Annotated in this window: 18 protein-coding genes; 13 read left to right on the top strand and 5 right to left on the bottom strand. The window is 73.1% G+C overall.

The genetic code is table 11. The features are described from left to right. The first annotated feature begins 192 nt into the window (after positions 1-192). The 6 genes from ACGFIA_RS04110 to purE all read left to right on the top strand — a co-directional run bounded on the left by ACGFIA_RS04110 (position 193) and on the right by purE (position 6,992). The gene (locus ACGFIA_RS04110) at positions 193-879 is read left to right on the top strand and encodes a hypothetical protein (RefSeq protein WP_357381747.1); all 687 of its coding nucleotides are present in this window, start codon (positions 193-195) and stop codon (positions 877-879) included. A gap of 8 nt (positions 880-887) precedes the next feature. Further along, the gene (locus tag ACGFIA_RS04105; protein WP_357500057.1) at positions 888-2,543 is read left to right on the top strand and encodes an N-6 DNA methylase; all 1,656 of its coding nucleotides are present in this window, start codon (positions 888-890) and stop codon (positions 2,541-2,543) included. After that, positions 2,540-3,163, top strand: a complete 624-nt coding sequence (locus ACGFIA_RS04100; protein ID WP_357381752.1) for a restriction endonuclease subunit S — start codon at positions 2,540-2,542, stop codon at positions 3,161-3,163. The genes ACGFIA_RS04105 and ACGFIA_RS04100 overlap by 4 nt, the downstream gene beginning before the upstream one ends. A gap of 79 nt (positions 3,164-3,242) precedes the next feature. Next, a complete protein-coding gene (locus tag ACGFIA_RS04095; protein WP_393258446.1) occupies positions 3,243-5,279 on the top strand; it encodes a thioredoxin domain-containing protein in 2,037 nt (678 codons plus the stop codon). Positions 5,280-5,343: 64 nt separating this feature from the next. After that, positions 5,344-6,501, top strand: coding sequence for a 5-(carboxyamino)imidazole ribonucleotide synthase (locus ACGFIA_RS04090; protein ID WP_393258443.1), 1,158 nt, complete (start codon positions 5,344-5,346; stop codon positions 6,499-6,501). After that, positions 6,501-6,992: a 5-(carboxyamino)imidazole ribonucleotide mutase gene (purE, locus tag ACGFIA_RS04085; RefSeq protein ID WP_357381758.1), complete on the top strand. Its 492-nt coding sequence runs from the start codon at positions 6,501-6,503 to the stop codon at positions 6,990-6,992. Before ACGFIA_RS04090 ends, purE begins: the two co-directional genes overlap by 1 nt. A 359-nt stretch (positions 6,993-7,351) precedes the next feature. Here the strand turns inward: purE and ACGFIA_RS04080 are convergent, their stop codons facing one another. Next, positions 7,352-12,256 (bottom strand): SCO7613 C-terminal domain-containing membrane protein, encoded by a 4,905-nt coding sequence (locus ACGFIA_RS04080; RefSeq protein WP_357470193.1) that lies wholly within the window; start codon positions 12,254-12,256, stop codon positions 7,352-7,354. Between the two features lie 163 nt (positions 12,257-12,419). Further along, positions 12,420-13,847, bottom strand: coding sequence for a UDP-glucose/GDP-mannose dehydrogenase family protein (locus ACGFIA_RS04075; protein WP_354865003.1), 1,428 nt, complete (start codon positions 13,845-13,847; stop codon positions 12,420-12,422). A gap of 247 nt (positions 13,848-14,094) precedes the next feature. Here ACGFIA_RS04075 and ACGFIA_RS04070 point away from each other — a divergent pair, with 247 nt between their 5' ends. Further along, positions 14,095-15,258 carry an acyl-CoA dehydrogenase family protein gene (locus ACGFIA_RS04070; protein WP_357381763.1) on the top strand — a complete coding sequence of 388 codons (1,164 nt, stop codon included), beginning with the start codon at positions 14,095-14,097 and terminating at the stop codon, positions 15,256-15,258. 49 nt (positions 15,259-15,307) lie between these two features. On the opposite strand, the gene ACGFIA_RS04065 is transcribed toward ACGFIA_RS04070, so the two are convergent. Further along, complete coding sequence (locus ACGFIA_RS04065; RefSeq protein WP_357381765.1) at positions 15,308-15,964, bottom strand: hypothetical protein; 657 nt, start codon at positions 15,962-15,964, stop codon at positions 15,308-15,310. 23 nt (positions 15,965-15,987) lie between these two features. On the opposite strand from ACGFIA_RS04065, the gene ACGFIA_RS04060 reads away from it, so the two are divergent. Further along, a complete protein-coding gene (locus ACGFIA_RS04060; RefSeq protein WP_357381767.1) occupies positions 15,988-16,503 on the top strand; it encodes a hotdog domain-containing protein in 516 nt (171 codons plus the stop codon). 317 nt (positions 16,504-16,820) lie between these two features. Continuing rightward, positions 16,821-18,812 carry an acetoacetate--CoA ligase gene (locus ACGFIA_RS04055; RefSeq protein ID WP_357381769.1) on the top strand — a complete coding sequence of 664 codons (1,992 nt, stop codon included), beginning with the start codon at positions 16,821-16,823 and terminating at the stop codon, positions 18,810-18,812. Positions 18,813-18,923: 111 nt separating this feature from the next. On the opposite strand, the gene ACGFIA_RS04050 is transcribed toward ACGFIA_RS04055, so the two are convergent. Further along, positions 18,924-19,613, bottom strand: a complete 690-nt coding sequence (locus ACGFIA_RS04050; RefSeq protein ID WP_357381771.1) for a TIGR03089 family protein — start codon at positions 19,611-19,613, stop codon at positions 18,924-18,926. A 150-nt stretch (positions 19,614-19,763) separates the two neighbouring features. Here ACGFIA_RS04050 and ACGFIA_RS04045 point away from each other — a divergent pair, with 150 nt between their 5' ends. Continuing rightward, positions 19,764-20,909 (top strand): glycosyltransferase family 1 protein, encoded by a 1,146-nt coding sequence (locus ACGFIA_RS04045; RefSeq protein ID WP_357381773.1) that lies wholly within the window; start codon positions 19,764-19,766, stop codon positions 20,907-20,909. Positions 20,910-20,960: 51 nt separating this feature from the next. Beyond that, the gene (locus ACGFIA_RS04040) at positions 20,961-22,052 is read left to right on the top strand and encodes a sugar phosphate nucleotidyltransferase (protein ID WP_357381775.1); all 1,092 of its coding nucleotides are present in this window, start codon (positions 20,961-20,963) and stop codon (positions 22,050-22,052) included. Between the two features lie 61 nt (positions 22,053-22,113). Here the strand turns inward: ACGFIA_RS04040 and ACGFIA_RS04035 are convergent, their stop codons facing one another. Further along, positions 22,114-22,683: an NUDIX hydrolase gene (locus tag ACGFIA_RS04035; RefSeq protein WP_357381778.1), complete on the bottom strand. Its 570-nt coding sequence runs from the start codon at positions 22,681-22,683 to the stop codon at positions 22,114-22,116. Positions 22,684-22,722: 39 nt separating this feature from the next. On the opposite strand from ACGFIA_RS04035, the gene ACGFIA_RS04030 reads away from it, so the two are divergent. Together ACGFIA_RS04030 and ACGFIA_RS04025 are read left to right on the top strand one after the other, a co-directional pair. Continuing rightward, entirely contained in the window at positions 22,723-23,766 is a 1,044-nt protein-coding gene (locus tag ACGFIA_RS04030) for a hypothetical protein (protein ID WP_357381780.1), read from the top strand. Between the two features lie 241 nt (positions 23,767-24,007). Then, positions 24,008-24,997, top strand: a complete 990-nt coding sequence (locus tag ACGFIA_RS04025) for a winged helix-turn-helix domain-containing protein (RefSeq protein WP_357381782.1) — start codon at positions 24,008-24,010, stop codon at positions 24,995-24,997. Positions 24,998-25,001 lie beyond the last annotated feature (4 nt).

Raw genomic sequence — 25,001 nt, 5'->3', positions numbered from 1 at the left:
GCGTACGCGAATACGCTTGCTGAATCGGACTTGGAGGCGGTAAGTTCTTACCTGTCCGGGGGCCGGTCGCTGGCAGCTTCCCCAGAAAGAGCCGTGCCCCGGGCGGCATGCAGAGCAGAGGCGGACCCGGGGCTTACCGGCCCAAGGTATCACACCGCCCTGCCCACACACCTCTCGGATGGAGCCGCAGTGATGCCTGCCGACCTGCCGGACTGGATCAGGCGCTCGTTCTCGGTAGCTCGGATGCGGCCGTATGTGGAGGCCGTGGCGGGAGACCACGATCAGGCAGTGGCTCTCTACTGGTGGAACATCGAGATTTCGGCGGCCTTCTACGGCCCCTTGCATTGCCTCGAGATCGCGCTGCGCAACGCGCTGCACCGACGCCTCGCCAGTCACTACGACAGGCCGGACTGGTGGGCCGTTGCGCCGCTGACCGAACACGGGTCGCGTCTTGTGCGTGAAGCGGCGGACAAGTGCCGGCGCCGATTCGGCCGTCGCGGCGTGCTGGCGCCGGGGGCAGACGACGTGGTCGCGGAGTTGAGCTTCGGATTCTGGGTGTCGCTACTCAGTAATCGGCCGGGGTCCCGGTACGACCGATTGCTCTGGGTGCCTGCCCTGAACCAAGCATTTCCCGGCTATTCCGGTTCCCGTGGACGCCTCCACGAATCTTTCGAGACCATGCGCCTACTGCGGAACCGCATAATGCACCACGAGCCGATCCACCATCGGGATCTCGCAGCTGACCATCGAAGGCTGTACCAGTTGTTGGCGGCAGTCGATGGATCCGTCGTCGAAGTGGTGCGGGCCATGGACCGGGTCCCGTCAGTCCTGTTGAGGCGCGATGACGTCCGGTCGTGCCGGACGCAGCCACGGTTCTGAGGACGCGCATGGGTCCGGCGCAGGCGCACTTGGTATCGCGATCCGAGATCGCGCGGCTCGCCGGTGTGGAGCGGCCTGCCGTGACGAACTGGCAGCGACGTCACCAGGACTTCCCGAAACCTCTCACCACCGCGGACGGGGAGATGTTCCGCAGGGACGAGGTGGTCGCCTGGCTAGCGTCAAGGCAGATTCCTACCAAGGGACTTCGAGCGGGCGAAACACCCGGAACGACATACGGTGACCGGTTGGTGGCGACGGCGGCGGGAAACGATTCCCGGCGAGCCTCGCCTGCTGCCGTCGGGTCAGACGGCCGGCGAGCGCTGAACGACGTCGTCTGGCGGCTCCACGACTTGTCCAGAACGACGGCTAGGGACGGCGACTATTGGCAGGTTCTGTTGGCGCTGATGTTCGTCCAGCGTTTTCGACCGGATGTTTGGCAGGTGTTCGCGGCTGAGTCCGATGTCGCGGACACGCCGGCGCGTCTCTCGTCGTCCTTCGAGATGTCCGGGCTGCCCGATGCCGCCCGAGCGGTGCGACACCTCACCACCGTGACGCCGACGGCCCAGCAGACCCTGGCAGGAGTGATTGGCATCCTCACAGAGTTCGCCGGTTCAGCGGCGCCCTCCCGGGCCCTGCAGGACGACCATGTCGCGACGCTTTTCGACTACGCCTTCGACCGGTTGGCGGAGGAGGTCCGCTATGCCTTCGTCACGCCCAGGTCACTTGCTCGTCTGATCGGTGACCTAGTTGGTCCGGTCGCGGGCGGAGAACGATGCGTCGATCCGTTTTGTCGCGGCGGGGAGCTCTTGGTGGAACTGGCCCGGTCGGCGGGGAAGCCGCCTGTGGCACCGATCCAGATCGCCGGTACGCATCCCGATCCGCGGATGGTGGAACTCGCGCGGATGAACGTCGCCATGCACGGATTCGACGGGTCACCTTTGGAGCTGATCGAGCAGGGAGAGCCACGCGTGCGCGGCAGTGCCGACGTGGTGGTGACAAACCCTCCCTTCGGGGCTCTACCCAACGAAGCCGCCGCCAACGGCCCTTTCGGCTCGGCCCGGCGGAAGGAGACGGCCCTGCTCCAATCGGCCATCTCGTCGCTCACCGAGGACGGCCGAGGAGCCGTCGTCATGCCTCAACTGGCCGCCTTCGGCAAGGGCACAGCCGATCGAGAGATGCGACGGGCCTTGGTGGAAGCGGGGGCGGTGGCCGCAGTGGTGGCGCTACCGGCCGGCCTGTTCGCCGAGACCACCATCGGAGTGACGCTCTGGCTCATCCGGAGGCCGAGGGGAAGCGCCACCGATGTGCTGTTCATAGATGCTCGTACGGCCGGTGAGGCGGCATCCCGCGGCCGCAGGACACTTCGGCCCGAAGACATCAAGTCGATTGTCGATGAGTACCGGCGCTGGCGGTCTACCTCCCCGACGGGTGTTCCGTTCGAGCCTTCAGCCGGTATGAGCGCCGTGGTTTCCCCGGCATTGATCTCCACCCGGGACTACTCGCTACTGCCGTCGACCTACGTCGCGGCCGAGTCCTCTCAGACAGTCGGAGTCTCGTGGCACGACCTGACTGTCGTACGCGCGGAGTTGGCCCAGCTGGTCGATCGGGCGAAAGCCGTGGACTCCGAGGCGCACGAGATGCTGGAGGGGCTCGGTGGCGGATGAGTGAACACAGAGCCGTGCCGACGGGATGGCCTGAGGTGCGATTGGGTGACGTGGTCGATATCCGATCCGGGCCGTCGGGTGCGACGGTGGGGTCGGGAGACCGTCAAACCGAGGGGCACCCGATGATCATGCCCAAGGACCTCGTCGACGGCCGCGTACGCTCGGAAGGCTTAGCTCGCGTTCGGCACGACGTGGCGGCTCGCCTAACTCGTTACAGCGTTTTGCGCGGCGATGTCCTGGTCACGCGCACCGGTACCGTAGGTCGGATCGCCTGGGTGCCTGAGGAGTCCGAGGGCTGGTTATTCTCGACGGGGCTCCTCCGGCTACGCCCACACCGGATCAACTCCCGATACCTCGTCTACTACCTGACTCTGCCCGAGATTCAGGACTGGTTCGAGCACAACCGCGCGGGTACCGCAATTCCTGCCCTCAATGCGTCCACCCTGGGCAGCATGCCCGTTCTCGTGCCGTCCACGGAACGTCAGGAGACGATCGTGCGCCACCTCGATCTGCTGAACGAGCAGGCGGAGGTGCACGCCCGAATCAGCCGAACCGCCGAGCGGGCGCGCGACGTCCTCGCGCAGCTTTTGATTCGGGGAGTCGAACCTCCTCCTGAGTAGGCGTGCGCGGTGGTGGCTGGCACATTGCCGGGGTGGCGTCGCACCGACGGTGGACTCGCTTGACGGTTAGGGTCGGGTGGTGAACCGACTCGCCCAGGCCACCTCGCCCTATCTGCTCCAGCACGCCGACAACCCGGTCGACTGGTGGCCGTGGTGCGACGAGGCGTTCGCCGAGGCGAAGCGGCGCGACGTGCCGGTGCTCATCTCGGTCGGCTACGCGGCCTGCCACTGGTGTCACGTCATGGCTCACGAGTCGTTCGAGAACGAGGCAGTGGCCCGGCTGATGAACGAGGACTTCGTCTGCGTCAAGGTCGACCGCGAGGAGCGTCCCGACGTCGACGCGGTCTACATGACCGCCACGCAGGCGATGACCGGGCAGGGCGGCTGGCCGATGACGGTCTTCGCCACGCCGGACGGCACGCCGTTCTTCTGCGGCACGTACTTCCCCCGGGCCAACTTCATCCGCCTGCTCGGCTCGGTCGCCACCGCCTGGCGCGACCAGCGGGAGGCGGTGCTGCGGCAGGGCGCCGCCGTGGTCGAGGCGATCGGCGGCGCGCAGGCCGTCGGCGGCGTGACCGCCCCGCTCACCGCCGACCTGCTCGACGCCGCCGCGAGCCAGCTCGCCCGGGAGTACGACGAGACGAACGGCGGTTTCGGCGGCGCGCCGAAGTTCCCGCCGCACATGAACCTGCTCTTCCTGCTCCGGCACTACCAGCGCACCGGCTCGGCGCGCAGCCTGGAGATCGTCCGGCACACCTGTGAGGCGATGGCTCGCGGCGGCCTCAACGACCAGCTCGCCGGCGGCTTCGCCCGCTACTCGGTGGACGGCCACTGGACGGTGCCGCACTTCGAGAAGATGCTCTACGACAACGCGCTGCTGCTGCGGGTCTACACCCAGCTCTGGCGGCTCACCGGCGACCGGCTGGCCCGCCGGGTGGCCCGCGACACCGCCCGGTTTCTCGCCGACGAGCTGCATCGCGCGGGTGAGGGCTTCGCCTCCGCGCTGGACGCGGACACCGAGGGCGTCGAGGGGCTCACCTACGTCTGGACGCCCGACCAGCTCGCCGAGGTGCTGGGGGAGGCGGACGGCCGGTTCGCCGCCGACCTGTTCGAGGTCACCGCCGACGGCACGTTCGAGCACGGCACCAGCGTGCTGCGGCTGGCCCGGGACGTCGACGACGCCGATCCGGCGGTGCGGGCCCGCTGGCAGGACGTGGTGGGCCGGCTGCTGGCCGCCCGCGACACCCGCCCCCAGCCGGCCCGCGACGACAAGGTGGTGGCCGCCTGGAACGGGCTCGCGATCACCGCGATCGCGGAGTTCCAGCAGGTCGCCGCGCTTCTCGTGTCGCCCGACGACGAGGACGCGAACCTGATGGACGGCGTGCTGATCGTCTCCGACGGCGCGATGCGGGACGCCGCCGAGCACCTGGCCGCCGCGCACCTGGTGGACGGCCGGCTGCGCCGGGTCTCCCGGGACAAGGCCGTGGGTCAGCCCGCCGGGGTGCTGGAGGACTACGGCTGCGTCGCCGAGGCGTTCTGCGCGATGCACCAGCTGACCGGCGAGGGGCGGTGGCTGACGCTGGCCGGTGAGCTGCTCGACGTGGCGCTGGCCCGGTTCGCCGGCCCGGACGGCGCCTTCTACGACACCGCAGACGACGCCGAGCGCCTGGTCACCCGGCCCGCCGACCCGACCGACAACGCGACCCCGTCGGGCCGCTCGGCGATCGTCGCGGCGCTTGTGGCGTACGCGGCGCTGACCGGGGAGCCCCGCTACCGGGAGGCGGCCGAGAAGACGCTGACGACTGTCGCGCCGATCGTCGACCGGCACGCCCGGTTCACCGGGTACGCGGCCACCGTCGGCGAGGCGCTGCTGTCCGGGCCGTACGAGATCGCGGTGGCGACCGCCGACCCGGAGGGCGACCCGCTGGTGGCCGCCGCCCGGCGCCACGCCCCGCCCGGCGCGGTGGTGGTGGCCGGTGCCCCGGACCAGCCCGGCGTGCCGCTGCTGGCCGGGCGGCCGTTCGTCGGCGGGCAGCCCGCCGCGTACGTCTGCCGGGGTTTCGTCTGCCAGCGTCCGGTGACCAGCGTCGACGAGCTGATCGCGCAGCTCGGCTGAGCCGAGTGGGCCGGGCCGCCCTCGCGGTCCGGCCGGGCACCGGCCCTTATAGGCTGGCGGCGCTATGGACTCCCGTACCGGTCTCCCCGTCGTGGGCATGGTGGGTGGCGGCCAGCTCGCCCGGATGACCCACCAGGCCGCCATCGCTCTCGGCCAGTCGCTTCGCGTGCTGGCGCTCGCCCCGGATGACGGCGCCGCGCTGGTCGCCGCCGACGTCCAGTACGGCGACCACACCGACCTGGCCGCGCTGCGTACCTTCGCCAAGGGCTGTGACGTGGTCACCTTCGACCACGAGCACGTCCCCAACGAGCACATCCGCGCGCTGACCGACGAGGGTGTGAAGCTGTTCCCGCCGGCCGAGGCGCTGGTGCACGCGCAGGACAAGCGGGTGATGCGGGAGCGGCTCGGCGAGCTGGGCGCGCCGAACCCGGCCTGGCGCCCGGTGGAGTCCCCGGCCGACCTGGTCGCCTTCGGCGAGGAGACCGGCTGGCCGGTGGTGCTCAAGGCCGCCCGGGGCGGCTACGACGGCCGCGGCGTCTGGATGGTCGACGACGCCGGCCAGGCCGGCGAGCTGGCCGCCACGCTGCTCGCCGGAGGCACGCCGCTGCTGGTGGAGGAGCGGGTGGCGCTGCGCCGGGAGCTGGCCGTTCAGGTCGCGCGGTCGCCGTTCGGGCAGGTCGCCGCGTACCCGGTGGTGGAGACGGTGCAGCGTGACGGCATCTGCGTCGAGGTGCTGGCGCCCGCGCCCGACCTGCCGGAGGAGCAGGCCGTCGCCGCGCAGCAGCTCGCCATCGACCTCGCGACCGCGCTCGGCGTGGTCGGCCTGCTCGCGGTGGAGCTGTTCGACACGCCGTCCGGGCTTGTCGTCAACGAACTGGCGATGCGGCCGCACAACTCCGGGCACTGGACCATCGAGGGGGCCCGCACCTCGCAGTTCGAGCAGCACCTGCGGGCGGTGCTCGACTACCCGATGGGGGACACCTCGCTGACCGCGCCGGTCGTGGTGATGGCGAACGTGCTCGGCGGCGAGCCGGGCGGCATCTCCATCGACGAGCGGCTGCACCACCTGTTCGCCGCCGAGCCCGGGGCCAAGGTCCACCTCTACGGCAAGCAGGTCCGCCCGGGCCGCAAGATCGGGCACGTCACTGTGCTCGGCAACGACCTGGTCGAGGTACGGGCCCGGGCCGCGCGTGCCGCCCGCTGGCTCCAGGAGGGGCACTGATGAGCACCGTCGGGCTGATCATGGGCAGCGACTCGGACTGGCCGGTCATGAGGGCCGCCGCCGAGGCGCTGGACGAGTTCGGCGTGCCGTACGAGGTGGGTGTGGTCTCGGCGCACCGCACGCCGGTCAAGATGATCGAGTACGGCCGGTCCGCGGCCGATCGTGGGGTCCAGGTGATCATCGCGGGCGCGGGCGGAGCGGCCCACCTGCCCGGCATGGTCGCCTCGGTCACCCCGTTGCCGGTGATCGGCGTCCCGGTGCCGCTGAAGTACCTGGACGGCATGGACTCGCTGCTGTCCATCGTGCAGATGCCGGCCGGCGTGCCGGTCGCCACCGTGTCGATCGGCAACGCCCGCAACGCCGGCCTGCTCGCGGTACGCATCCTGGGTGCCTCCGATCCGGTGCTGCGCGAGAAGATGGCCGCCTACCAGGCGGGCCTGGAGGACCTGGTCGCCGAGAAGGAAGCCGCGCTGCGCGCCTCCCTGGCCTGACCGCTCGTCACTCAGCGTGCTCAATCCGGATGGTCGCTCAGCGTGACCGGCCCGGCGGGCGGGAGTGGATGCCCTCCGCCTACTTTGCTCTGCAGCCATCGGCGCAGCATGGCTCTGAACTGCGGCGCGGTTTTCGCCGCAAATCGCTCGGCGGCCGCTCATGTCACTGCGAGTGGCCGCTGCTTCCGTGGGTGCAGAGCAAAGTCGGCGCAGGGTGCCATGCCGGCCGCAGCTAGCCGACACGGACTGTGATGGGCAGGCGCGTGGGTCGGGCGTGCTGCCGCGTGCCTGAGGGCCCGGCCGTCACGGCTGGGCTCAGCCGGTCATGGCTAGCCCGCGACCGGCTGAGTCCGGCCGGCTCACCGCATGCCGCGTAGTGCGGTCTGGAGACGCTCCTGAGCGCGGCGTCGGCGCTCGTTGCTCGCGCCGAGCACCAGCAGCACGATGCCGACCGGGATCAGCACCAGCCACGGGCCGAGGCTGAACAGCGCGTGCACGGCCGCGATCGCGGTCACCGTCGCGCCCACGATCACCGGGGCCTGCTGCCGGCTGGTCGAGCCGAAGATCAGCACTGCGACGGCACCGAGCAGCAGCAGCACCTGACGCAGCATGCCGGAGTCGCTGGCGATCACGATCGCCAGCGTGGGCAGGAACGCGGTGACCAGCGCCGGGCCGTACGCCACCCAGCTCGACAGGTCGGGCCGGTGCCGCAGTTGCAGCACGCCGACCAGGAGGGCGAGCGCGGCGAACGGCAGCGTGTAGGCCTCCGGCAGCGCCACGTCGGCCACCCGCATCAGAATCCACCAGGCGCTGATCTCACAGGCCACGACCGCCCAGAACAGCAGGTTGCGTTCCATCGGCCGCCGCCCCGGACGGCTGGCCGCCACCCCGAGGACCGCGCCCCAGGCGGCCAGCAGTGCGGCGATGTGCCGGGGCGAGTCGTACGCCAGCGCCAGCGCGATGAGCGCCGCCCCGTAGCCGCTCCACTCGACTGTGGCCGCCTCCCGGTACGCCTCGGGACGGCGCAGCCGTGGCAGCGTGGCGGCGAACACCTGCAACGCCGCGCCGACCGCGAGCACCCCGAACGCGGACCAGACCGCCGCCAGCCCGGACTTCAGGCCGACCGTGAGCACGAACAGCTGCGCCATCACCGAGCCGAACAGCCAGCCCAGGATGCGGGCCCGCTGGGTGGTGCCGAACAGCGCGGCGACAGTGCCCACACCGACCGCCCCGCCCAGCGTGAACACCGTCAGGTCGCTCGTGGCCAGGCTGCCCGCGAGCCCGGCGCCACCGGCGGCGAGGCCGAGCGCGAAGACCAGCACCCGGGCCACCCGGATCGACCGGCCCGGCTCGGCCAGCGCCGGCGGCGGGGTCAGCGCCAGCCCGAGCATCGAGATGGTGAACACCGCCAGCGCGGCCAGCGCGGTCACCGGCCAGCCACGGCCGAGCGCCACCGGCGTGATCAGCAGCGTGATCGCCGCCCCGGGCAGGATCACCGGCACCGCCCGGGACCGCCGGCCGCCACTGAACCCGGTGGCGGCGAGCGCCGCGGTCACGGTCAACAGCAGCGCGGTGAGCACGTGCGTGGGGTTCACCGCGTTCGGCGGCGGCGTCAGCAACTCCGGCGGCGGCCCCTGCCACACCCGCTTCAGCACCGCGAACGGCGAGAACAACGCCACCACGAGCGACGGGGCCAGGGTGGCCAGCGCCAGGGCGACGGGTAGCGCCGCGGCGGCCAGCGCTCCGGCGGCCGGGCTGACCCGCCAGCGCAGCTCCGGATCGTCCGGGGCACGCCGTAGCGCCCCGTTGAGCAGCACGGTCCAGCGGCGTACCGGCCGGCCCGAACCGGCGGGCGGGACGGTGGCGGCCCGTACCAGTTCGGCGAGCACACCGAGCAGCGCGGCGGCGGCGGCGAACACGCCGGCCGGCAGCCCGACCGCGAGCGCGGCGGCGGCGGTGACGGTCGCCGCGCCGACCACCGCGACACTGGCGTACGGAAGGTATTGCGGCACCTGCCGGCGTACCGCCGCGATCGCGGCCAGACCGATGCTGGCGGCGGCGAGCGCGGCGGTGAGCACCACCTGGGGTGGGCGGCCGTACTCGACTGCCAGCGCGGCCACCGCGCCGGGCGCCGCGAGCAGCGCGGCTCCGGCACCCGCGCCGCCGACCTGCACCAGGTGTGGCGGCATGCCCTCGGTGCGTACGTCGTCGACGAGCGACGGCGCGAGCGTCCGCGCCACGGCGGCCACCGTCGCGCCGATCAGGGCGATGCTGCCCAGCGCCAGCGCGGTGGTCCACGGGCGCACCAGCCCGGCCCCGGCGGCGTGCAGCGCCACCACCCCGGCCACTGTCGCCCGGGACAGCGCGGCCCGGGGGTCGACAGAGGCCGCGGCCGCCATGCCGTAGACGGTGGCCACCATGCAGCCGACCAGCACCGGGGACCACCAGGGCAGGTCGAACGCGGCCGGGGCGCCCACAGCGGCGAGCACGGCGGCCAGGCCGGAGACGTCGTACTTCCAGGGTGGCGGCAGCAGGATGGCCGCGGTGACCGCCAGCAGCGCCAGCGCGACCGGGGCCTGCCAGGTCGAACCGCCGGTCGGCGCGGCCGGCCAGCCGGTCAGGTCACCGGCCCAGATCGGGCCGGGGGTGGCGAGCACGCCGAGCCCGCCGCGCAGGGCGCTCCAGGCGGCGATCAGGCCGATCAGGGTGCCACCGGCGGCGATGCCGAGGATCGGTCCGCGCCGCCACTCCTCGGGCAGCGCACGCGCGGCCACCGCCACCAGCAGCACCAGCGCGGAGGCCACCACGAGCTGACCACCGGGGGCGAGCACCGCGGCGATCCGGGCCAGTGTGGCGACCAGCGCCACAGTGGTGGCGGCAAGGGCCAGGTCGGACCCGTCGAGGGACATGTCGGCGCGACGCCCGGCGTCGATGCGCGGGGAGAGCGCCAGCAACGCGGCGGCGACCAGGAGCAGCCCGCCCACCCAGGCGTCGGCCGAGGTCGTGCCCGGCGCGCCGAACGCGGCGGCGGCGACTGCCACCGTGCCCAGCACCGTGCCGAGCGCGTGCGGCATGCTCAGGTGCCGCTGCGCCACCTGCACCAGGGCGGCGTAGCCGAGCGTGACGCAGACGGCGAGGAAGCTCGCCGCGAGGATCGGCACGGTGATCTCGCGCAGGTTCGCCGGTGTGGCGACCGGCGGCGTCGGCACCGTGGCGGCGACGAACGCGGCGACGGCGCCGGGCAGGGCGAACGCCGCGCCGCCCGCCGCCCAGGCGCAGACGGTCTCGGTCGCGGCGGCGGCGAGCCGGACCCGGGGGGCGAGGGACACCAGCGCCCCGGCCAGGAACAGCACCGTCAGCGCGGCGGCGGTGAGGGCCGGGCGGCCGAGCGCCGCACCCGCGCCGACCAGGCCGAGCCCGGCCGCTGTCACCGCGTGCGCCACAGCGGCCCGTTCCGTGCGGGCGGTCAGCCCGAGCACGCCGATCGCGACCGCGGTCAGCAGCATCGGCCAGCAGGCCGCCGCCCAGCCCAGACCGAGCGAGGCGGGTACGGCGAGCGCGGTGAGCGCCGCCCCGACCACAGCGAACTCGCGCCGGATCTCGGCCGGCAGGGCGATCACGGCGGCGACGGTGAGCAGCAACGCGCTGGCCGCCAGCTGCCAGCCGGTCGGCCCGACCGCCCGGGCCAGCTCGGCGTGCCATCCGCTCAGGTCCGCCGACCAGGCGGGCAACGCGGCCCGGGCCGGGGCCAGCCCGGCGCGCAGCGCGCCACCGGCGACCACCAGGCCGCTGACCGTGAGCGCCACCGCCGACGCGATCTGCGGACCACGCCGGGCCGACTCCGGTACGGCCCGGACGGCGAGCCCGGTCAACGCGATGACGGCGGAGATGAGCAGCAGGGACCGGCCGGGCAGGGCCACCGAGGCGACCCGCCCGAGCGCGCCGATGACCGCCAGTGTGAGGACGGCGGCGCCGACATCCGGCAGCGGCGGCCGGCGCAGCACGAGCGTCCCGGCCAGCGCGACCAGGGCGGCGAGGAGCAGCACCGTGCCCGCTGCGGCGGCCGGCGGCACCGTGGTGGCGCGCAGCAGGCCGGTGACCGCGTACGCCAGCGCGACCGCGACCGCCACGCCGTGCAGCAGCCAGGTCAGCTCGGGCAGCCAGGGCACCGGCCGGGCGGTGGCGGCCGGACCCGGCGGCGTCTCACCGCCCAGCACCTCGGCGGACTCCTCCGGGGCCGACTCGGGCCGGTCGTCGTCGGCGCGCTGCCGGGGCGGGCCGGGCGGTACCGGCCCGGTGGCGGGCAGGTCACGCCGGACGGGCCGTTCACGTACCACCGCCGAGCGCGCCAGCGCCAGGTCGAGCACCGCCACCACGGTCAGCACCAGCGCCCAGCCGACCGGCCCGGTGATCCGCTCGTACGCCAGCAGGGGCAGCACCGGCTGGGCGGCCAGCACCGTGGCGAAGCGTGGTGCGCGCAGACCGGTGCCGTACGCGTATCCGAGTGCGACGAGCGTGGTGACCAGGAAGATCGTGCCGGCGAAGGCGGCGCCCGTCCCGTCGCCGCCGATCCGGTCGACGGCCCAGAGCGCGTACCCGGCCAGCGGCACCAGCAGCAACCCGACCGCGGCGATGGTCTCGGCGGTGGAGGTCAGCCCGCGCCGGGCCAGCACCGGCGGGGCGAGCAGCATCAGTGCCGTCGCCACCAGCAGCACGCCGAGCCGGGCCAGCGCGTCCATCGAGCTGGTGGCGACCGCGGCGAAGACCACCGCGGCGACGCCGAGCAGGAGCGCGCCCAGCCCGAGCGGGATGTTCTGCACCTCCCGCGAGGACGCCTCGGGCGGGTGCTCCGGATCGTCCGCGTCGAGCCAGCGCGGGCGACCGCGCGGCGGCGACGGGGGCAGGTCCTCCGGGCCGGGCGGCGGGGTGCCCTGGCGGGGCACCCGGGGCGGCGCGCCGGTGGCGGCGGTGGGCGGGCGGCGGCCGGCCCGCCGGCGCAGCACCCGGCGCGGCCGGGTGGCCTGCCGGATCCGTTCCTCACCGGCGTGCGCGAGGATGTCCCGCTGGAAGAGGGCAGCCTGCATCTTGGCGGCGATCTGCCGCTGTTCCCGGGCGATCTCGGCGTCGCGGGCCTTCATCTCGGCGATCGAGCGCTCGATGTCGGCCAGGTGCTCGGACCACTGCGGCTGGGGCGCGCCGCAGTGCGGGCAGACGACGGCGGGCTTGATGTCCTGCCCGCACGAAGCGCACCTGAAGCTCTCCACGACAGTCTCCCGTCCGCCCGTGCCTCCGCACTGTGGACCTCCCAGAGGCAGCATGCCTTGAGTGGGCCGGGATTTCGACAGTTGCCGCCGCGTTCCGGACAACAAAAAGGACCGGCCCGGTCGGGGAGGTGTCCCCGGCGGGCCGGTCCAGCTGGTCAGCGGGTCAGGGGCGGCCCATGCCGCGGTACTCCCAGCCGGCCTGTGTCCACAGTGTGGAGTCGAGGCAGTTGCGCCCGTCGACCACCTTGCGGCCGTTCGCCAGCTCGCCCAGGGCCACCGGGTCGGCGTTGCGGAACTCGGCCCACTCGGTGAGCACGCAGACCAGGTCGGCGCCACGGACCGCGTCGTTCATGCTCTCCTCGTACGCCAGCTCGGGCACCGCCCGGCGCGCGTTCTCGATCCCCTGCGGGTCGAACACGTGCACGTCGGCCCCGGCCTTGCCGAGCAGCGAGGCGACCGCGAGCGCCGGCGCGTCGCGTACGTCATCGGTGTTGGGTTTGAACGTGGCGCCGAGCACCGCGACCCGGGTGCCGGACAGGTCCGGGCCGGCCGGGCCGGAACGGCGGCCGAGCAGTTCGGCGGCGAGCTGCACCACGCGGCTGCGGCGGCGCTGGTTGATCAGGTCGACCTCGTGCAGGAAGCGCAACGCCTCACCGGCGCCCAGTTCCTGGGCGCGGGCCTGGAAGGCGCGGATGTCCTTGGGCAGGCAGGCGCCGCCGAAGCCGAGCCCGGCCTGGAGGAAGCGGTTGCCGATGCGCGGGTCGTAGCCGATCGAGCGGGCGAGCTGGGTCACGTCGCCGCCGGCCGCCTCGCAGACCTCGGCCATCGCGTTGATGAAGGAGATCTTGGTGGCGAGGAACGCGTTCGCGGCGACCTTTACCAACTCGGCGGTGGCGAAGTCGGTGACCACCAGCGGCACCTCGCGGTCCTCGGTGGCGGCGAGGTCGAAGACGCCCTTGTGGGCGGCGAAGAGCATGCCGTTTGCCCACTCGCTCTTGACGCCGACCACGATCCGGTTCGGACGCAGCACGTCGTCGACGGCGAAGCCCTCCTGGAGGAACTCGGGGCTCCACGCCACCTCGACGCCGAGGTCGGCCGGGGTGTGCTTGCCGACGAGCTGCTCCACCCACTCGGCGGTGCCCACCGGCACGGTGGACTTGCCGACGATCAGCGCCTTACGGGTCAGGTGCTGGGCGAGGCTCGTCACGGACGCCTCGACGTACGACAGGTCGGCGCCCATGCCGTCGGCCCGCTGCGGGGTGCCGACGCAGATGAAGTGGACGTCGCCGAAGTCGGCGGTCTCCTGGATGTCGGTGCTGAACCGCAGCCGGCCGGCGGCCAGGTTGCGGCGCAGCAGCTCGTCGAGGCCCGGCTCGTGGATCGGCACCTCGCCCGCGTTCAGCTTGGCGATCTTGTCCGCGTCGACGTCGAAGCCGAGCACCTCGTAGCCCAGTTCCGCGTAGCAGATGGCGTAGGTCGCACCGAGGTAGCCGGTGCCGAGGAAGGTCACCCGCGGGCGGGCGGCGCCGGACGGCGGGGTCACCGCGGCGATGGCGGGCATCGGCTGGGTGTTCGGGTACGGAATCGTCACGCCTGTCTTCTCCGCTCGCACTGGCGGCGCTTCCACGCGTCGCATTCTGCTGGGGCGCCGAGGCCGGGCACCGAGGGAACTGGATGTCTGCTGTGAGGGTAATCGGGTCGGGCGGGCGAGGCTCGGGCGCGAGCCTACCCGCCGGTAAGGTCCGGCCGGGACCGGTGGCTATCCTTCAGTTTGCGGCAGTCGTCGGCCCTCGGGCGGCACAGACTGCGCATGATAGCGGTGGAAGGGGAGGGCCGACATGGCCGCAGAGCAGTCGTTCGACGTCTATCGGTTGCCGGAGGAGCACGAGGCGATCCGGGAGGCGGTCCGTGAGGTCTGTGCGGCCAAGGTGGCTCCGCGCGCCGCCGAGGCGGACGAGACAGGTGAGTTCCCGAAGGCCTCGTACGAGGCCCTGCGCGCGGCCGACTTCCACGCCCCGCACATCCCTGTCGAGTACGGCGGCGCCGGCGCGGATGCGCTGGCCACGGCCATCGTGATCGAGGAGGTGGCGCGGGCCTGCGCGTCGTCCTCGCTGATCCCGGCGGTGAACAAGCTGGGCACCATGCCACTGCTGCTGGCCGGCTCCGAGGAGCTGAAGCGCAAGTACCTCACCCCGGTCGCGGCCGGGGACGGCATGTTCTCCTACTGCCTCTCCGAGCCGGAGGCGGGCAGCGACGCCGCCTCGATGACGACCAAGGCGGTACGTGACGGAGACCACTGGGTGCTCAACGGCGTGAAGCGGTGGATCACCAACGCGGGCGTGTCCGAGTACTACACGGTGTTCGCCGTGACCGATCCCACAGCCCGGTCGAGGGGCATCTCCGCGTTCGTGGTGGAGAAGTCCGACCCGGGCGTCAGCTTCGGCGCCCCGGAGAAGAAGCTCGGCATCAAGGGCTCGCCCACCCGGGAGGTCTACTTCGACAACGTGCGTATCCCGGCCGACCGCATGATCGGCGCCGAGGGCACCGGCTTCGCCACCGCCATGAAGACGCTGGATCACACCCGGGTCACCATCGCCGCCCAGGCGGTCGGCATCGCGCAGGGCGCGTTGGACTACGCCAAGGGCTACGTCCAGGAGCGCAAGCAGTTCGGCAAGCCGGTCGCCGAGTTCCAGGGCATCCAGTTCATGCTCGCCGACATGGGCATGAAGCTGGAGGCGGCGCGGCAGCTCACGTACACCGCCGCCGGCAAGTCCGAGCGCGGCGACGCGGACCTGACCTACTTCGGCGCGGCCGCCAAGTGCTTCGCCTCGGACGCCGCCATGGAGATCACCACGGACGCGGTCCAGTTGCTCGGCGGCTACGGCTACACCCGTGACTACCCGGTCGAGCGGATGATGCGCGACGCAAAGATCACCCAGATCTACGAGGGCACGAACCAGGTCCAGCGGATCGTGATGGCCCGTCAGCTGCTGAAGGGCTGACCACCGGCGTTCGGGCGGGCGGGCCGGCGTACCGGCCCGCCCGCGCTCGTCAACGGGTCTCGGTGCCCTCCGGCCGCCCGGCGCCGCGCGGGGGCGCGGACCAGGGCGACTCGCCGCCGGTACGGCGGGGCAGGGGTTCGGTGGGGGTCTCGGGATAGGCCAGCGTGAGCGGCGCGGTGTCCGGGTCCTTCGGCGCGTCGGCCGGGGGCCAGTCGGTGAGCGTCGGCTTGTGCTCCACCGGCGCGACGGCCGGGGTCAGCTCCGCCCCGGCCGCCGGGGGTGTGGCGGGACGCCGCCACCGGCTCGTGCTGAACACGGCCATCAGCAGCAGCACGCCGATGAGGAACAGGGTGCCGTTGTCCAGCGGCTCGCGCAGCGGCAGCGGGTCACCGAGCAGCTTCAGGTCGTCCGGCACCCGGTCCCGCACGCTGAACGGCGCGACGAACAGCCCGACGTACGGGGCGGCGAGCAGCAGGCCGGCCACCAGCGGGCCGAACGGCGAGAAACGCAACGTGCCGAGCAGACCGAGCAGGATGCCGGCGACGCCCAGATAGACGGCCGGCTCGATCAGGTTCGGTGTGCTGTACGTCCCGATCTCCACCCAGCGGTCGACGGTCCGCTCAGATCCGTCCTGACCGAGCGTGACGAGCACCCAGGTGACAGGCGCCACCGCCAACCCGGCGAGGAAGCTCCAGAGATGTCGCATCCGCGCACCGTACCGTTTTCGGCATGACAGATCATCCCGCGGTCCCGCCGGGTAAGCCCACGTCGTACTCCCGCGTCACGCTCAGTCGCATCATGACCGCGGTCGATGTCAATCTGTACGGGACCGTGCACGGTGGGGTACTGATGAAATTCGTGGACGACGTTGCCGGCGCGGCGGCGGCGCGGCACAGCGGCGGCACCGCGGTGACCGCGTCCATCGACGAGATCGTCTTCTCCGAGCCGGTCCGGGTGGGCGATCTCGTGCACGCCCACGCACAGGTCAACTGGACCGGCCAGACCTCGATGGAGGTCGGGGTGAGGGTGGTCGGCGAGCGCTGGGACTCGGCCGAGGAGGAGCCGGTGCGGGTCGCCACCGCGTACCTGGTCTTCGTGGGCGTCGACGTGGGCGGTGCGCCACGGCCGGTCCGCCCGGTGCTGCCCGAGACGCCGGAGGACGAACGCCGCTTCCGGGAGGCCGAGATCCGGCGCGCGCACCGGCTCGCCCGGCGCCGCGCGATCCAGGCCCACCGCGCCGGCTGAGGTGTAAGGAAGGGCCCCCTCTTAACGCCTGCGGTAGAGGAAGGGCCCCCTATTAACACCCGGGCACGCACGCTGCCCCCGCCGTCCGGCGGCGGACCCCCGCGGGAGTGAGGTGTTAACAGGGGGCCCTTCCTCTGCACGAGGCGTTAAGAGGGGGCCCTTCCTTCCATGTGGGCCACATGGGGTGGGGGTACGGGGTGTGGGCGGGGCACGCCCCGTACGGCGCACCCGGCGCGGACAATGGCGGCACGAGGTAGGGCAAGATGGCGCCACGGCTCCGGCACACCGTCGTGGCGGGCCCAGGGGAGGGTGGAACAGTGGCTGACGTGCTGTGGACGCCGCCGGCGGACGTGCGGGAGCGGTCCCGGATCGGTGACTACCTGCGCTGGCTGGCCGAGCACCGCGGGCTGGAGTTCGCCGACTACGACGCGCTGTGGCAGTGGTCGGTGACCGACCTGGACGCGTTCTGGCGCTCGATCTGGGACTACTTCGACGTGGTCGCGCACACCCCGCCGACCGCCACGCTCACCGACCGGGCCATGCCGGGCACCCGCTGGTTCCCCGGCGCGACGCTGAACTACGCCGAGAACGTGCTGCGCATGCCGGGGCTGGACGACGACGACCCGGCGGTGATCGCGCACGGGCAGACCCGCGCGCCGGAGACGCTCACCGCGGCCGAGCTGCGCGAGCGGGTCCGCCGGGTGGCCGCCGGGCTGCGCCGCCTCGGCGTGGGACCGGGCGACCGGGTGGCCGCGTACGCGCCGAACATCCCGGAGACGTACGTCCTGCTGCTCGCCACCGCCAGCCTGGGCGCGATCTTCTCCTCCTGCGCGCCCGAGTTCGGCACCCGCAGCGTCACCGACCGCTGGCAGCAGATCGAGCCGACGGTGCTGGTCGCCGTCGACGGCTACCGGTACGGCGACAAGCCGGTCGACAGGCGCGCCGAGGTGGCCGCGATCCGGGCCGCGCTGCCGTCGCTGCGGCACACCGTCGCCGTCGCGTACCTCGATCCGGACGGCCCGGCCCCCGACGGCGCGCTGCCGTGGGCGGAGCTTGCGGCGCCCACCGACGAGCCGCTGACGTTCACCCCGGTCGCCTTCGACCACCCGCTCTACGTGCTCTACTCCTCCGGCACCACCGGCCTGCCCAAGCCGATCGTGCACGGCCACGGCGGCATCCTGCTGGAACACCTCAAGATGCTGGCGCTGCACCACGACCTGGGTCCGGCCGACCGGTTCCTCTGGTTCACCACCACCGGCTGGATGATGTGGAACTTCCTGGTCTCCGGCCCGGCGGTGGGCGCGGCGATCGTGCTGTTCGACGGCAACCCGGGCCACCCCGACCTGGGCGCGCTGTGGCGGCTGGCCGCCGACACCGGCACCACGTACTTCGGCACGTCCGCGCCGTTCCTGCTGGCCTGCCGCAAGGCCGGCCTGGTGCCGCGCGAGGTCGCCGACCTGTCCGCGGTGCGCGGCCTCGGCTCGACCGGCGCGCCGCTGCCGGCCGAGGGCTTCACCTGGGTGTACGAGAACGTGAGCGACCGCCTCCAGCTCCAGTCGCTGTCCGGCGGCACGGACGTGTGCACCGGCTTCGTCGGCGGCGTGCCGCTGCTGCCGGTGTACGCGGGGGAGATCGCCTGCCGGGCGCTCGGCGCGAAGGTGGAGGCCCGTTCCGCCGACGGCAGCGCGGTGATCGGGCAGCTCGGCGAGCTGGTGATCACCGAGCCGATGCCGAGCATGCCGGTCGGGTTCTGGAACGACCCGGACGGCGCCCGCTACCGGGAGGCGTACTTCGAGGTCTATCCCGGCGTGTGGCGGCACGGCGACTGGATCACGGTGAACGAGCGCGGCGGATGCGTGATCACCGGGCGGTCCGACGCCACGCTCAACCGGGGTGGGGTACGGCTGGGCACCGCGGAGTTCTACTCGGTGGTCGAAGGGCTGGACGAGGTGGTCGACTCGGTGGTCGTGCACCTGGAGGACGACGAGGGCGGCGCGGGTGAGCTGCTGCTGTTCGTGGTGCTCGCCGAGGGCCTGGAACTCGACGACGACATGCGGAAGAAGATCTGCCGGGAGCTGCGTACCGCGCTGTCGCCCCGGCACGTGCCGGACGAGATCCACCAGGTCCGGGCCGTGCCCCGCACGCTGAGCGCGAAGAAGCTGGAGGTGCCGGTGAAGAAGATCCTGACGGGCACCCCCGTCGACCGCGCGGCGGCCAAGGGCGCCCTGGCCAACCCCGAGTCCCTGACGGCGTTCGCCGCCCTCGCCCAGCGCCGTTCCACCACCGACAGCCCCGTCGCCCCTGGCTGATCAGCCCTGTCGCCCTCGCTGATCTTGCACTTTCCGCCCCGGCGAAAGGGGTGAATCCCCCGTACCGAGGGCCGAAGGTGCAAGATCAACAGGGAGAGGGGCGGGGCGGGCTCAGGCCAGGGTGTGCGTGGTCTTCTCGGTTGTGGAGCGCGCCTCAAGGCGAGCCGGGTCGGGGTGGGCGCACGCGACCACGCTGGCTCCCGCCGTGAGCGGGGTGAGCAGCCAGTCGACCGGGTCGGGGTGAGTGGTCACGTCGACCAGGAGGCGGTCGCCCGGAGTCAGGCCCAGCTCGGTGGCGCGGACCGCCGCCCGGGCCAGCAGCGCCGCGTCCGCTTCCCCGCCGGACGGGTCCGGCGTGAAGTGGTCGCCGTGTCCGCGTACCGCGGTGACGAAGTCCGCGCAGCCCGCCGGCACCTGCCGCATCGGCAGTGCGAACGGGTCGAGCGCCAGCGCGTACCGCTCGCCGGCCGGCCAACCGGCTGCCTCGTCCGCCCGGTCGACGGCCACGAACAGCGCCTCCACCGGCCCCGGCGTGCCGACCACGGTCAGCTTCGCCGACCAGCAGCCGAGCAGCACGGCGGCGGTCTGCCAGTGCGGCGGCAGCAGCACCCCGGCCGCGTCGCCGGGCGCGGCGCCCACCTCGTCGGTGAGCAGGTTGGCGGTCTTCGCCACCCAGTTCGCGAGTGTCGCCCCGGAGAGTTCGGTGCGTTCGCCGGTGGCGTCGTCGTACCAGGTCAGCAGCGGTCGGGTGGGGTCGGGCGCGATCGCGTCGGCGAACACCCGGGCAATGTTGTCGGCCATCGGCGCGAACGATACGCGCCCCGCGTGCGTACTCGATGACAGCGACAAGTCGGCGTACCGTCGGGTCGCGGTCAGCGCCTGGCGCCCGGCCCGGCGTAGGCTTGCCGAAAGTGTTCTTTCCCACAACCGCGCCATCTGAGGAGTCGCCCCGTGACCGCCGGTCGCCCGCCCCGCGTTCTCATCGACGCCACGAGTGTCCCCGCCGACCGTGGCGGCGTCGGTAGATACGTCGACGGACTGCTCGGCGCGCTGGGCCGGGTCTGCGGCACCAGCATCGACCTGGCCGTGGTCAGCCTCCGCACCGACCTGGAGCGCTACTCCCGGATGCTGCCCGGCGCGGAGGTGATCCCCGCCCCGGCGGCGGTGGCGCACCGGCCGGCGCGGCTGGCCTGGGAGCAGACCGGCCTGCCGCTGCTGGCCCAGCAGGTCGGCGCCGAGGTGCTGCACTCGCCGTTCTACACCTGCCCGCTGCGGGCCGGCTGCCCGGTGACTGTCACCGTGCACGACGCGACGTTCTTCACCGAGCCGGAGCACTACGACAAGTCGCGCCGGACGTTCTTCCGCAGCGCGATCAAGACCTCGCTGCGCCGCGCCGGCCGGGTGATCGTGCCGAGCAAGGCCACCCGCGACGAGCTGATCCGCCTGCTGGACGCCGACCCGACCCGGATCGACGTCGCCTACCACGGCGTCGACCAGGACGCGTTCCACGCGCCGGGCGACGAGGAGAAGGCACGCGTCCGGGCCCGCCTGGGGCTGGGCGACAGCAGCTACATCGCGTTCCTCGGGGCCAAGGAGCCGCGCAAGAACGTACCCAACCTGATCCGCGGCTGGGCCCGGGCGGTGGCCGACCGGCCGAACCCGCCCGCGCTGGTGGTGGCCGGCGGTCAGGGCCACGACGACGACATCGACCGCGCGGTGGCCGAGGTGCCGTCGCACCTGCGGCTGCTGCGTCCCGGTTACCTGCGCTACGCCGACCTGCCCGGCTTCCTCGGCGGCGCGCTCGTGGCGGCCTACCCCTCGTACGGCGAGGGCTTCGGCCTGCCGATCCTGGAGGCGATGGCGTGCGCCGCCCCGGTGCTCACCACGCCGCGCCTGTCCCTGCCCGAGGTGGGCGGCGACGCGGTCGCCTACACCAGCGAGGACCCGGACCAGATCGCCACCGACCTGGCCGCCCTGCTGGACGACGAGCAGCGGCGGCTGTCCCTGGCCAAGGCCGGCTTCGACAGGGCCAAGGAGTTCACCTGGGAGTCCAGCGCCGAGGTGCACATCGCGGCCTGGCGACGGGCCCGCTCCTGAGTCCCGGGCGACCGACCGTGACGGCTCGCCCGCTTCGGGCATGATGTGCTGATGTTCTACGCCGTCATCCCGGCGGGCGGCAGCGGCACAAGGTTGTGGCCGTTGTCCCGTGCCGGCCACCCCAAATTCCTCCACCCGCTGACCGGCACCCCCGCCTCGCTGTTGCAGGCCACTGTCGACCGGTTGTCGCCGTTGACCACTCCGGAGCGCACGCTCGTGGTCACCGGGGCCGCGCACGCCGCGGCGGTGGCTCGGCAACTGGCCGGCCTGCCGGAGGAGAACATCCTGGTCGAGCCCTCTCCGCGCGACTCCTGCGCGGCGATCGCGCTGGCCGCCGCGGTGATCGCCACCCGGACGCCGGACGCGGTGATGGGCTCGTTCGCCGCCGACCACCTGATCGGCGACCCGGCCCGGCTGGCCGAGGTGGTACGCCAGGCCATCCGGGGCGCGGAGCAGGGGCTGCTGATGACAGTGGGCATCACCCCGACGCGCCCGGAGACCGGCTACGGCTACCTGGAGACCGGCGACCCGGTCGGGGACGGCCCGCTGCGCCCGGTACACGAGTTCAAGGAGAAGCCGGCCGCCGAGGTGGCGGAAGTCTACGTCCGCTCCGGCCGGCACCTCTGGAACGCCAGCATGTTCGTCTGGCGGGTGGACGTCTTCCTGGCCGAGCTGGCCCGCCAGCAGCCGGAGCTGCACGCCGGGATCACCGCCATCGCGGCGGCCTGGGGCACGCCGGAGCAGGACGACGTGCTCGGCCGGATCTGGCCGACGCTGCCCCGGATCTCGGTCGACTACGCGGTGATGGAGGGCGCGGCGACGGCCGGCCGGGTCGGCACCGTGCCCGGCGACTTCGGCTGGAACGACGTCGGCGACTTCCACACGCTCGGCGAGGTGCTGCCCGCCGACGGCGCCGGCAACGTGGTGCTGGGCGGGGACGCGAAACCGGGCGTGCTGCTGCACGACACCACAGGCACCGTCGTGGTGCCGCACTCCGGCCGGCTGGTGGCCACCGTCGGGGTGCACGACCTGATCGTCGTGGACACCCCGGACGCGCTGCTGGTCTGCCCGCGCGACCGCGCGCAGGACGTGAAGAAGATCGTGGACGAGCTGAAGGAACGCGGCGAGGAGGGCCTGGTCTGATCCGCCGCGCGACGCGCCGCCGGAGTGGAACGCGCCCGGCGGCGCGTCGGGGCGCCGCCGCTCAGCGGCCGGCGTGGCGGGCCAGCACCGCGAGGGCCGGCCGCACGAGCTGCGCGGTGGCGTGGGCGAGCGGCTCGGGCAGCCGGTCCGGCGGGAACCAGCCGAGCGCCTCGGACTCCGCGCTGACCCGCTCGACCGCTCCCGCCGGGGCCAGCGCGGCGTACCGGACGTCGTAGTGGAACGACCCGCCCTGACAGGCGACCTGATGGATGTCCACGTCGATCGGCTCCGGCTCGACGGTCAGGCCGCTGATGCCGGACTCCTCGGTGGCCTCGCGCAGCGCGGCGCCCACAAGCGTCCGGTCGCCGGGCTCGCAGTGCCCGCCGAGCTGCATCCACCTGCGGATCTTGCCGTGCAGGCAGAGCAGCACCCGGCCGTCCGGGTCGAGCACCAGCGCGCTCGCGGTGACGTGCCCGGCCCGGTGCGCGCGGCTCATCGCCACCGGCCCGTCGGCCAGCAGCGCCAGGGTCCGGGTCCGGGCCGCGTCGGCGGCGGGGCTGGTCGCCGTCCAGCGGCTCAGCGTCGCGACGGCGTCGGCGTGCAGCTCGGTGTACGAGATGAGATCAGGCACCCGGACACTCTACGAGCGCCGGCTTCGTACCCTGACGCGGTGACCCTGCGACTCGTCGAGTTCCTGGTGGCCGGCAACGAGGCGAGCGACCTCCTGCCGGTGCGGTCGGCCGCGCTGCTGCGGGCGCACGGCGCGCGCCGCGGCTTCTGGACCGTGCTGGACGAGGGGCCGGTCGAACAGTGCCTGGCGCTGCTGCTGGAACTCGACGACGGCCACTGGGAGGCGCACCACGTGGCCGCCGACGCCGGCCGGGAGAACGGCCGCACCGAGGACGGCGAGGCACTGGCCCACCACGACGGCTGGGTGTACGTCTTCGGCTCGCACTTCGGCTCCAAGGGCGGCCCGCTGCGGCCCCGGCGCGCGTTCGTGGCCCGGTTCCGGGAGGACGACGCCGTGGCCGGGCCGCTGCCGGTGCACGTGGTGCGCAACCGTTTCCGGCTGCACCGGGCGGTCAACGACGCGCTCGCCGCCGCCCCGCTGACGCTGCTGCCACCGGGCGACCGGGTCCGGCAGCGGTTCATCGTGGAGACACTGGCCCGGGGCACCGCCCGCGCCAAGAGCTGGGTGACCCGGCTCGCCGCCGACGACCTGCCGATCAACGTCGAGGCGGCGGCGTTCACCCCGGCCGGTACGGCGCTGCTCGGCCTGCGTTTCCCGGTGACCGCCGAGGGTGAGCCGGTCTACGTCGAGCTGGCCGGCGTACCGGAGATGTTCGACGACCCGGAGCACTCGGGTGACCCGCGGGCGCTCGGGGCGTACGCGCTGACCGGTGTGACGCCGCCCGGTGCGCTCGCCGGCTTCCGCGCGATCACGCCGACCGGCGACGGCGGCTACGCGGCGGTGACCGGGTCGATCGACGCGCTGGGCAAGGGTTCGGTGCTGCTGGACGACCACCCGCACGGCGGCGAGGTGACCTCCCGGCACGTGCGGTTCCGGCACGACGCGGGCGGGGACGCGCTGGTGGCGGGGGAGGTGGTCGCGGAGCTGGCGCCGTTCCATCACGTGGAGGGGCTGGCCGAGCTGGCCGGGCGCTGCTATTACGTCACCGACGAGGACCATCGGGTGGCGCTCTGGATCGGATGAGCGAGGGCCGGGCGGCACCCCTGCGACTGATGCCGCAGACCCTCGTGGTGCCGCCCGGCCACGCCCGTCAGCCGGCGACCGGATCGATGTCGCTCCCCGGCGTCGGCAGGCAACAGAGAGTTTGCCGAACCGGCCCGCCCAGCGTCGAGGTTTTTCATCTCACGCTTAAAGATGGAGATTAGTACCGGCGGGTACAGTCGGAGTGTGGCTGGCACCCCCGCCGTCCGCACGGGAGCAATCCATGTTGAAGATCATTTTCTCCGGCGAGGACGTCCTGCGGACCCGGGTCGCCCCGGCCGCGGACCCCCTGTGGGAGTTGGTCCTCAGCCTGCACCTGCTCCAGGGGCGCGGTCGTGACCCGATGATGACCACCTGGCGGCGCACAGTGGCGCACGGACTGCGCACCGACACCGACGCCGAGCAGTACCGCCTTCTGCTGGCGCTCAATCCGCCACGCGGCTACTTCCCCGACTTCCTCACCCCGTTCGCCAGCCGGGACGGCTTCCAGGCCGGCCTGGAAGCGATCCGGGGCACCCCCGTCGACATGCTGCGCCGCGACCTGACGCTGCTGGCCGGGGAGAACGCCCTGCCGTCCTCGGCCACCGCGCTCGCCCGTGGCGAGCCGGAGACGCTGCACCACCTGACCGGCGCGATGGCGCGGTACCAGTCGCTGGCCGTCACGCCGTACTGGTCCCGGGTGCAGGCGGCGGTCGAGGCGGACCGGGCCCGGCGTGCCCGCGCCATGCTCGACGGCGGCGCCGAAGGGCTGCTGGCCAGCCTGCGGCCGAACATGCGCTGGGATTCGGGCGTGCTGGAGGTGCTCGACTACCCGGACACCCGGGAACTGCACCTGGACGGCCGGGGGCTGCTGCTCGTGCCGTCGTTCTTCTGCTCGCGTACCCCGGTGGCGCTCGTCGACCCGACCCTGCCCCCGGTGCTGGTCTATCCGGTCGACCGGCTCGCGGGCCTGACGTCCGGCTCGGTCGCCGGGGAACCACAGCAGGGCGAGGCGCTCGCCGCCCTGCTCGGCCGCACCCGCTCCCGGGTGCTCCAGGCCGCCGACGGCGGCTGCACCACTGGCGAGATGGCACGCAAGCTGCGCATCTCGGCCGCCGCGGCCAGCCAGCACACCACGGTGCTGCGCAACGCGGGGCTGCTGGTCAGCCGACGCGACCGCAACACCGTCCTGCACACGCTGACCCCGCTGGGCCGAGCAGTCCTGGACGCCTGAGCGC

Source organism: Micromonospora sp. NPDC049203, assembly GCF_043197215.1.
Lineage (GTDB): Bacteria > Actinomycetota > Actinomycetes > Mycobacteriales > Micromonosporaceae > Micromonospora.
Note: the sequence above shows the minus strand (reverse complement) of the source record. Positions and strands in the feature narration are given on the sequence as shown.

What these genes read in the sequence shown, in the direction of transcription:
- ACGFIA_RS04110 (WP_357381747.1), top strand. Translation starts at nt 193, where the DNA reads ATGCCTGCCGACCTGCCGGACTGGATCAGGCGCTCGTTCTCGGTAGCT.
- ACGFIA_RS04105 (WP_357500057.1), top strand. Translation starts at nt 888, where the DNA reads ATGGGTCCGGCGCAGGCGCACTTGGTATCGCGATCCGAGATCGCGCGG.
- ACGFIA_RS04100 (WP_357381752.1), top strand. Translation starts at nt 2,540, where the DNA reads ATGAGTGAACACAGAGCCGTGCCGACGGGATGGCCTGAGGTGCGATTG.
- ACGFIA_RS04090 (WP_393258443.1), top strand. Translation starts at nt 5,344, where the DNA reads ATGGACTCCCGTACCGGTCTCCCCGTCGTGGGCATGGTGGGTGGCGGC.
- purE (WP_357381758.1), top strand. Translation starts at nt 6,501, where the DNA reads ATGAGCACCGTCGGGCTGATCATGGGCAGCGACTCGGACTGGCCGGTC.
- ACGFIA_RS04070 (WP_357381763.1), top strand. Translation starts at nt 14,095, where the DNA reads ATGGCCGCAGAGCAGTCGTTCGACGTCTATCGGTTGCCGGAGGAGCAC.
- ACGFIA_RS04065 (WP_357381765.1), bottom strand. Translation starts at nt 15,964, where the DNA reads ATGCGACATCTCTGGAGCTTCCTCGCCGGGTTGGCGGTGGCGCCTGTC.
- ACGFIA_RS04060 (WP_357381767.1), top strand. Translation starts at nt 15,988, where the DNA reads ATGACAGATCATCCCGCGGTCCCGCCGGGTAAGCCCACGTCGTACTCC.
- ACGFIA_RS04050 (WP_357381771.1), bottom strand. Translation starts at nt 19,613, where the DNA reads ATGGCCGACAACATTGCCCGGGTGTTCGCCGACGCGATCGCGCCCGAC.
- ACGFIA_RS04040 (WP_357381775.1), top strand. Translation starts at nt 20,961, where the DNA reads ATGTTCTACGCCGTCATCCCGGCGGGCGGCAGCGGCACAAGGTTGTGG.
- ACGFIA_RS04025 (WP_357381782.1), top strand. Translation starts at nt 24,008, where the DNA reads ATGTTGAAGATCATTTTCTCCGGCGAGGACGTCCTGCGGACCCGGGTC.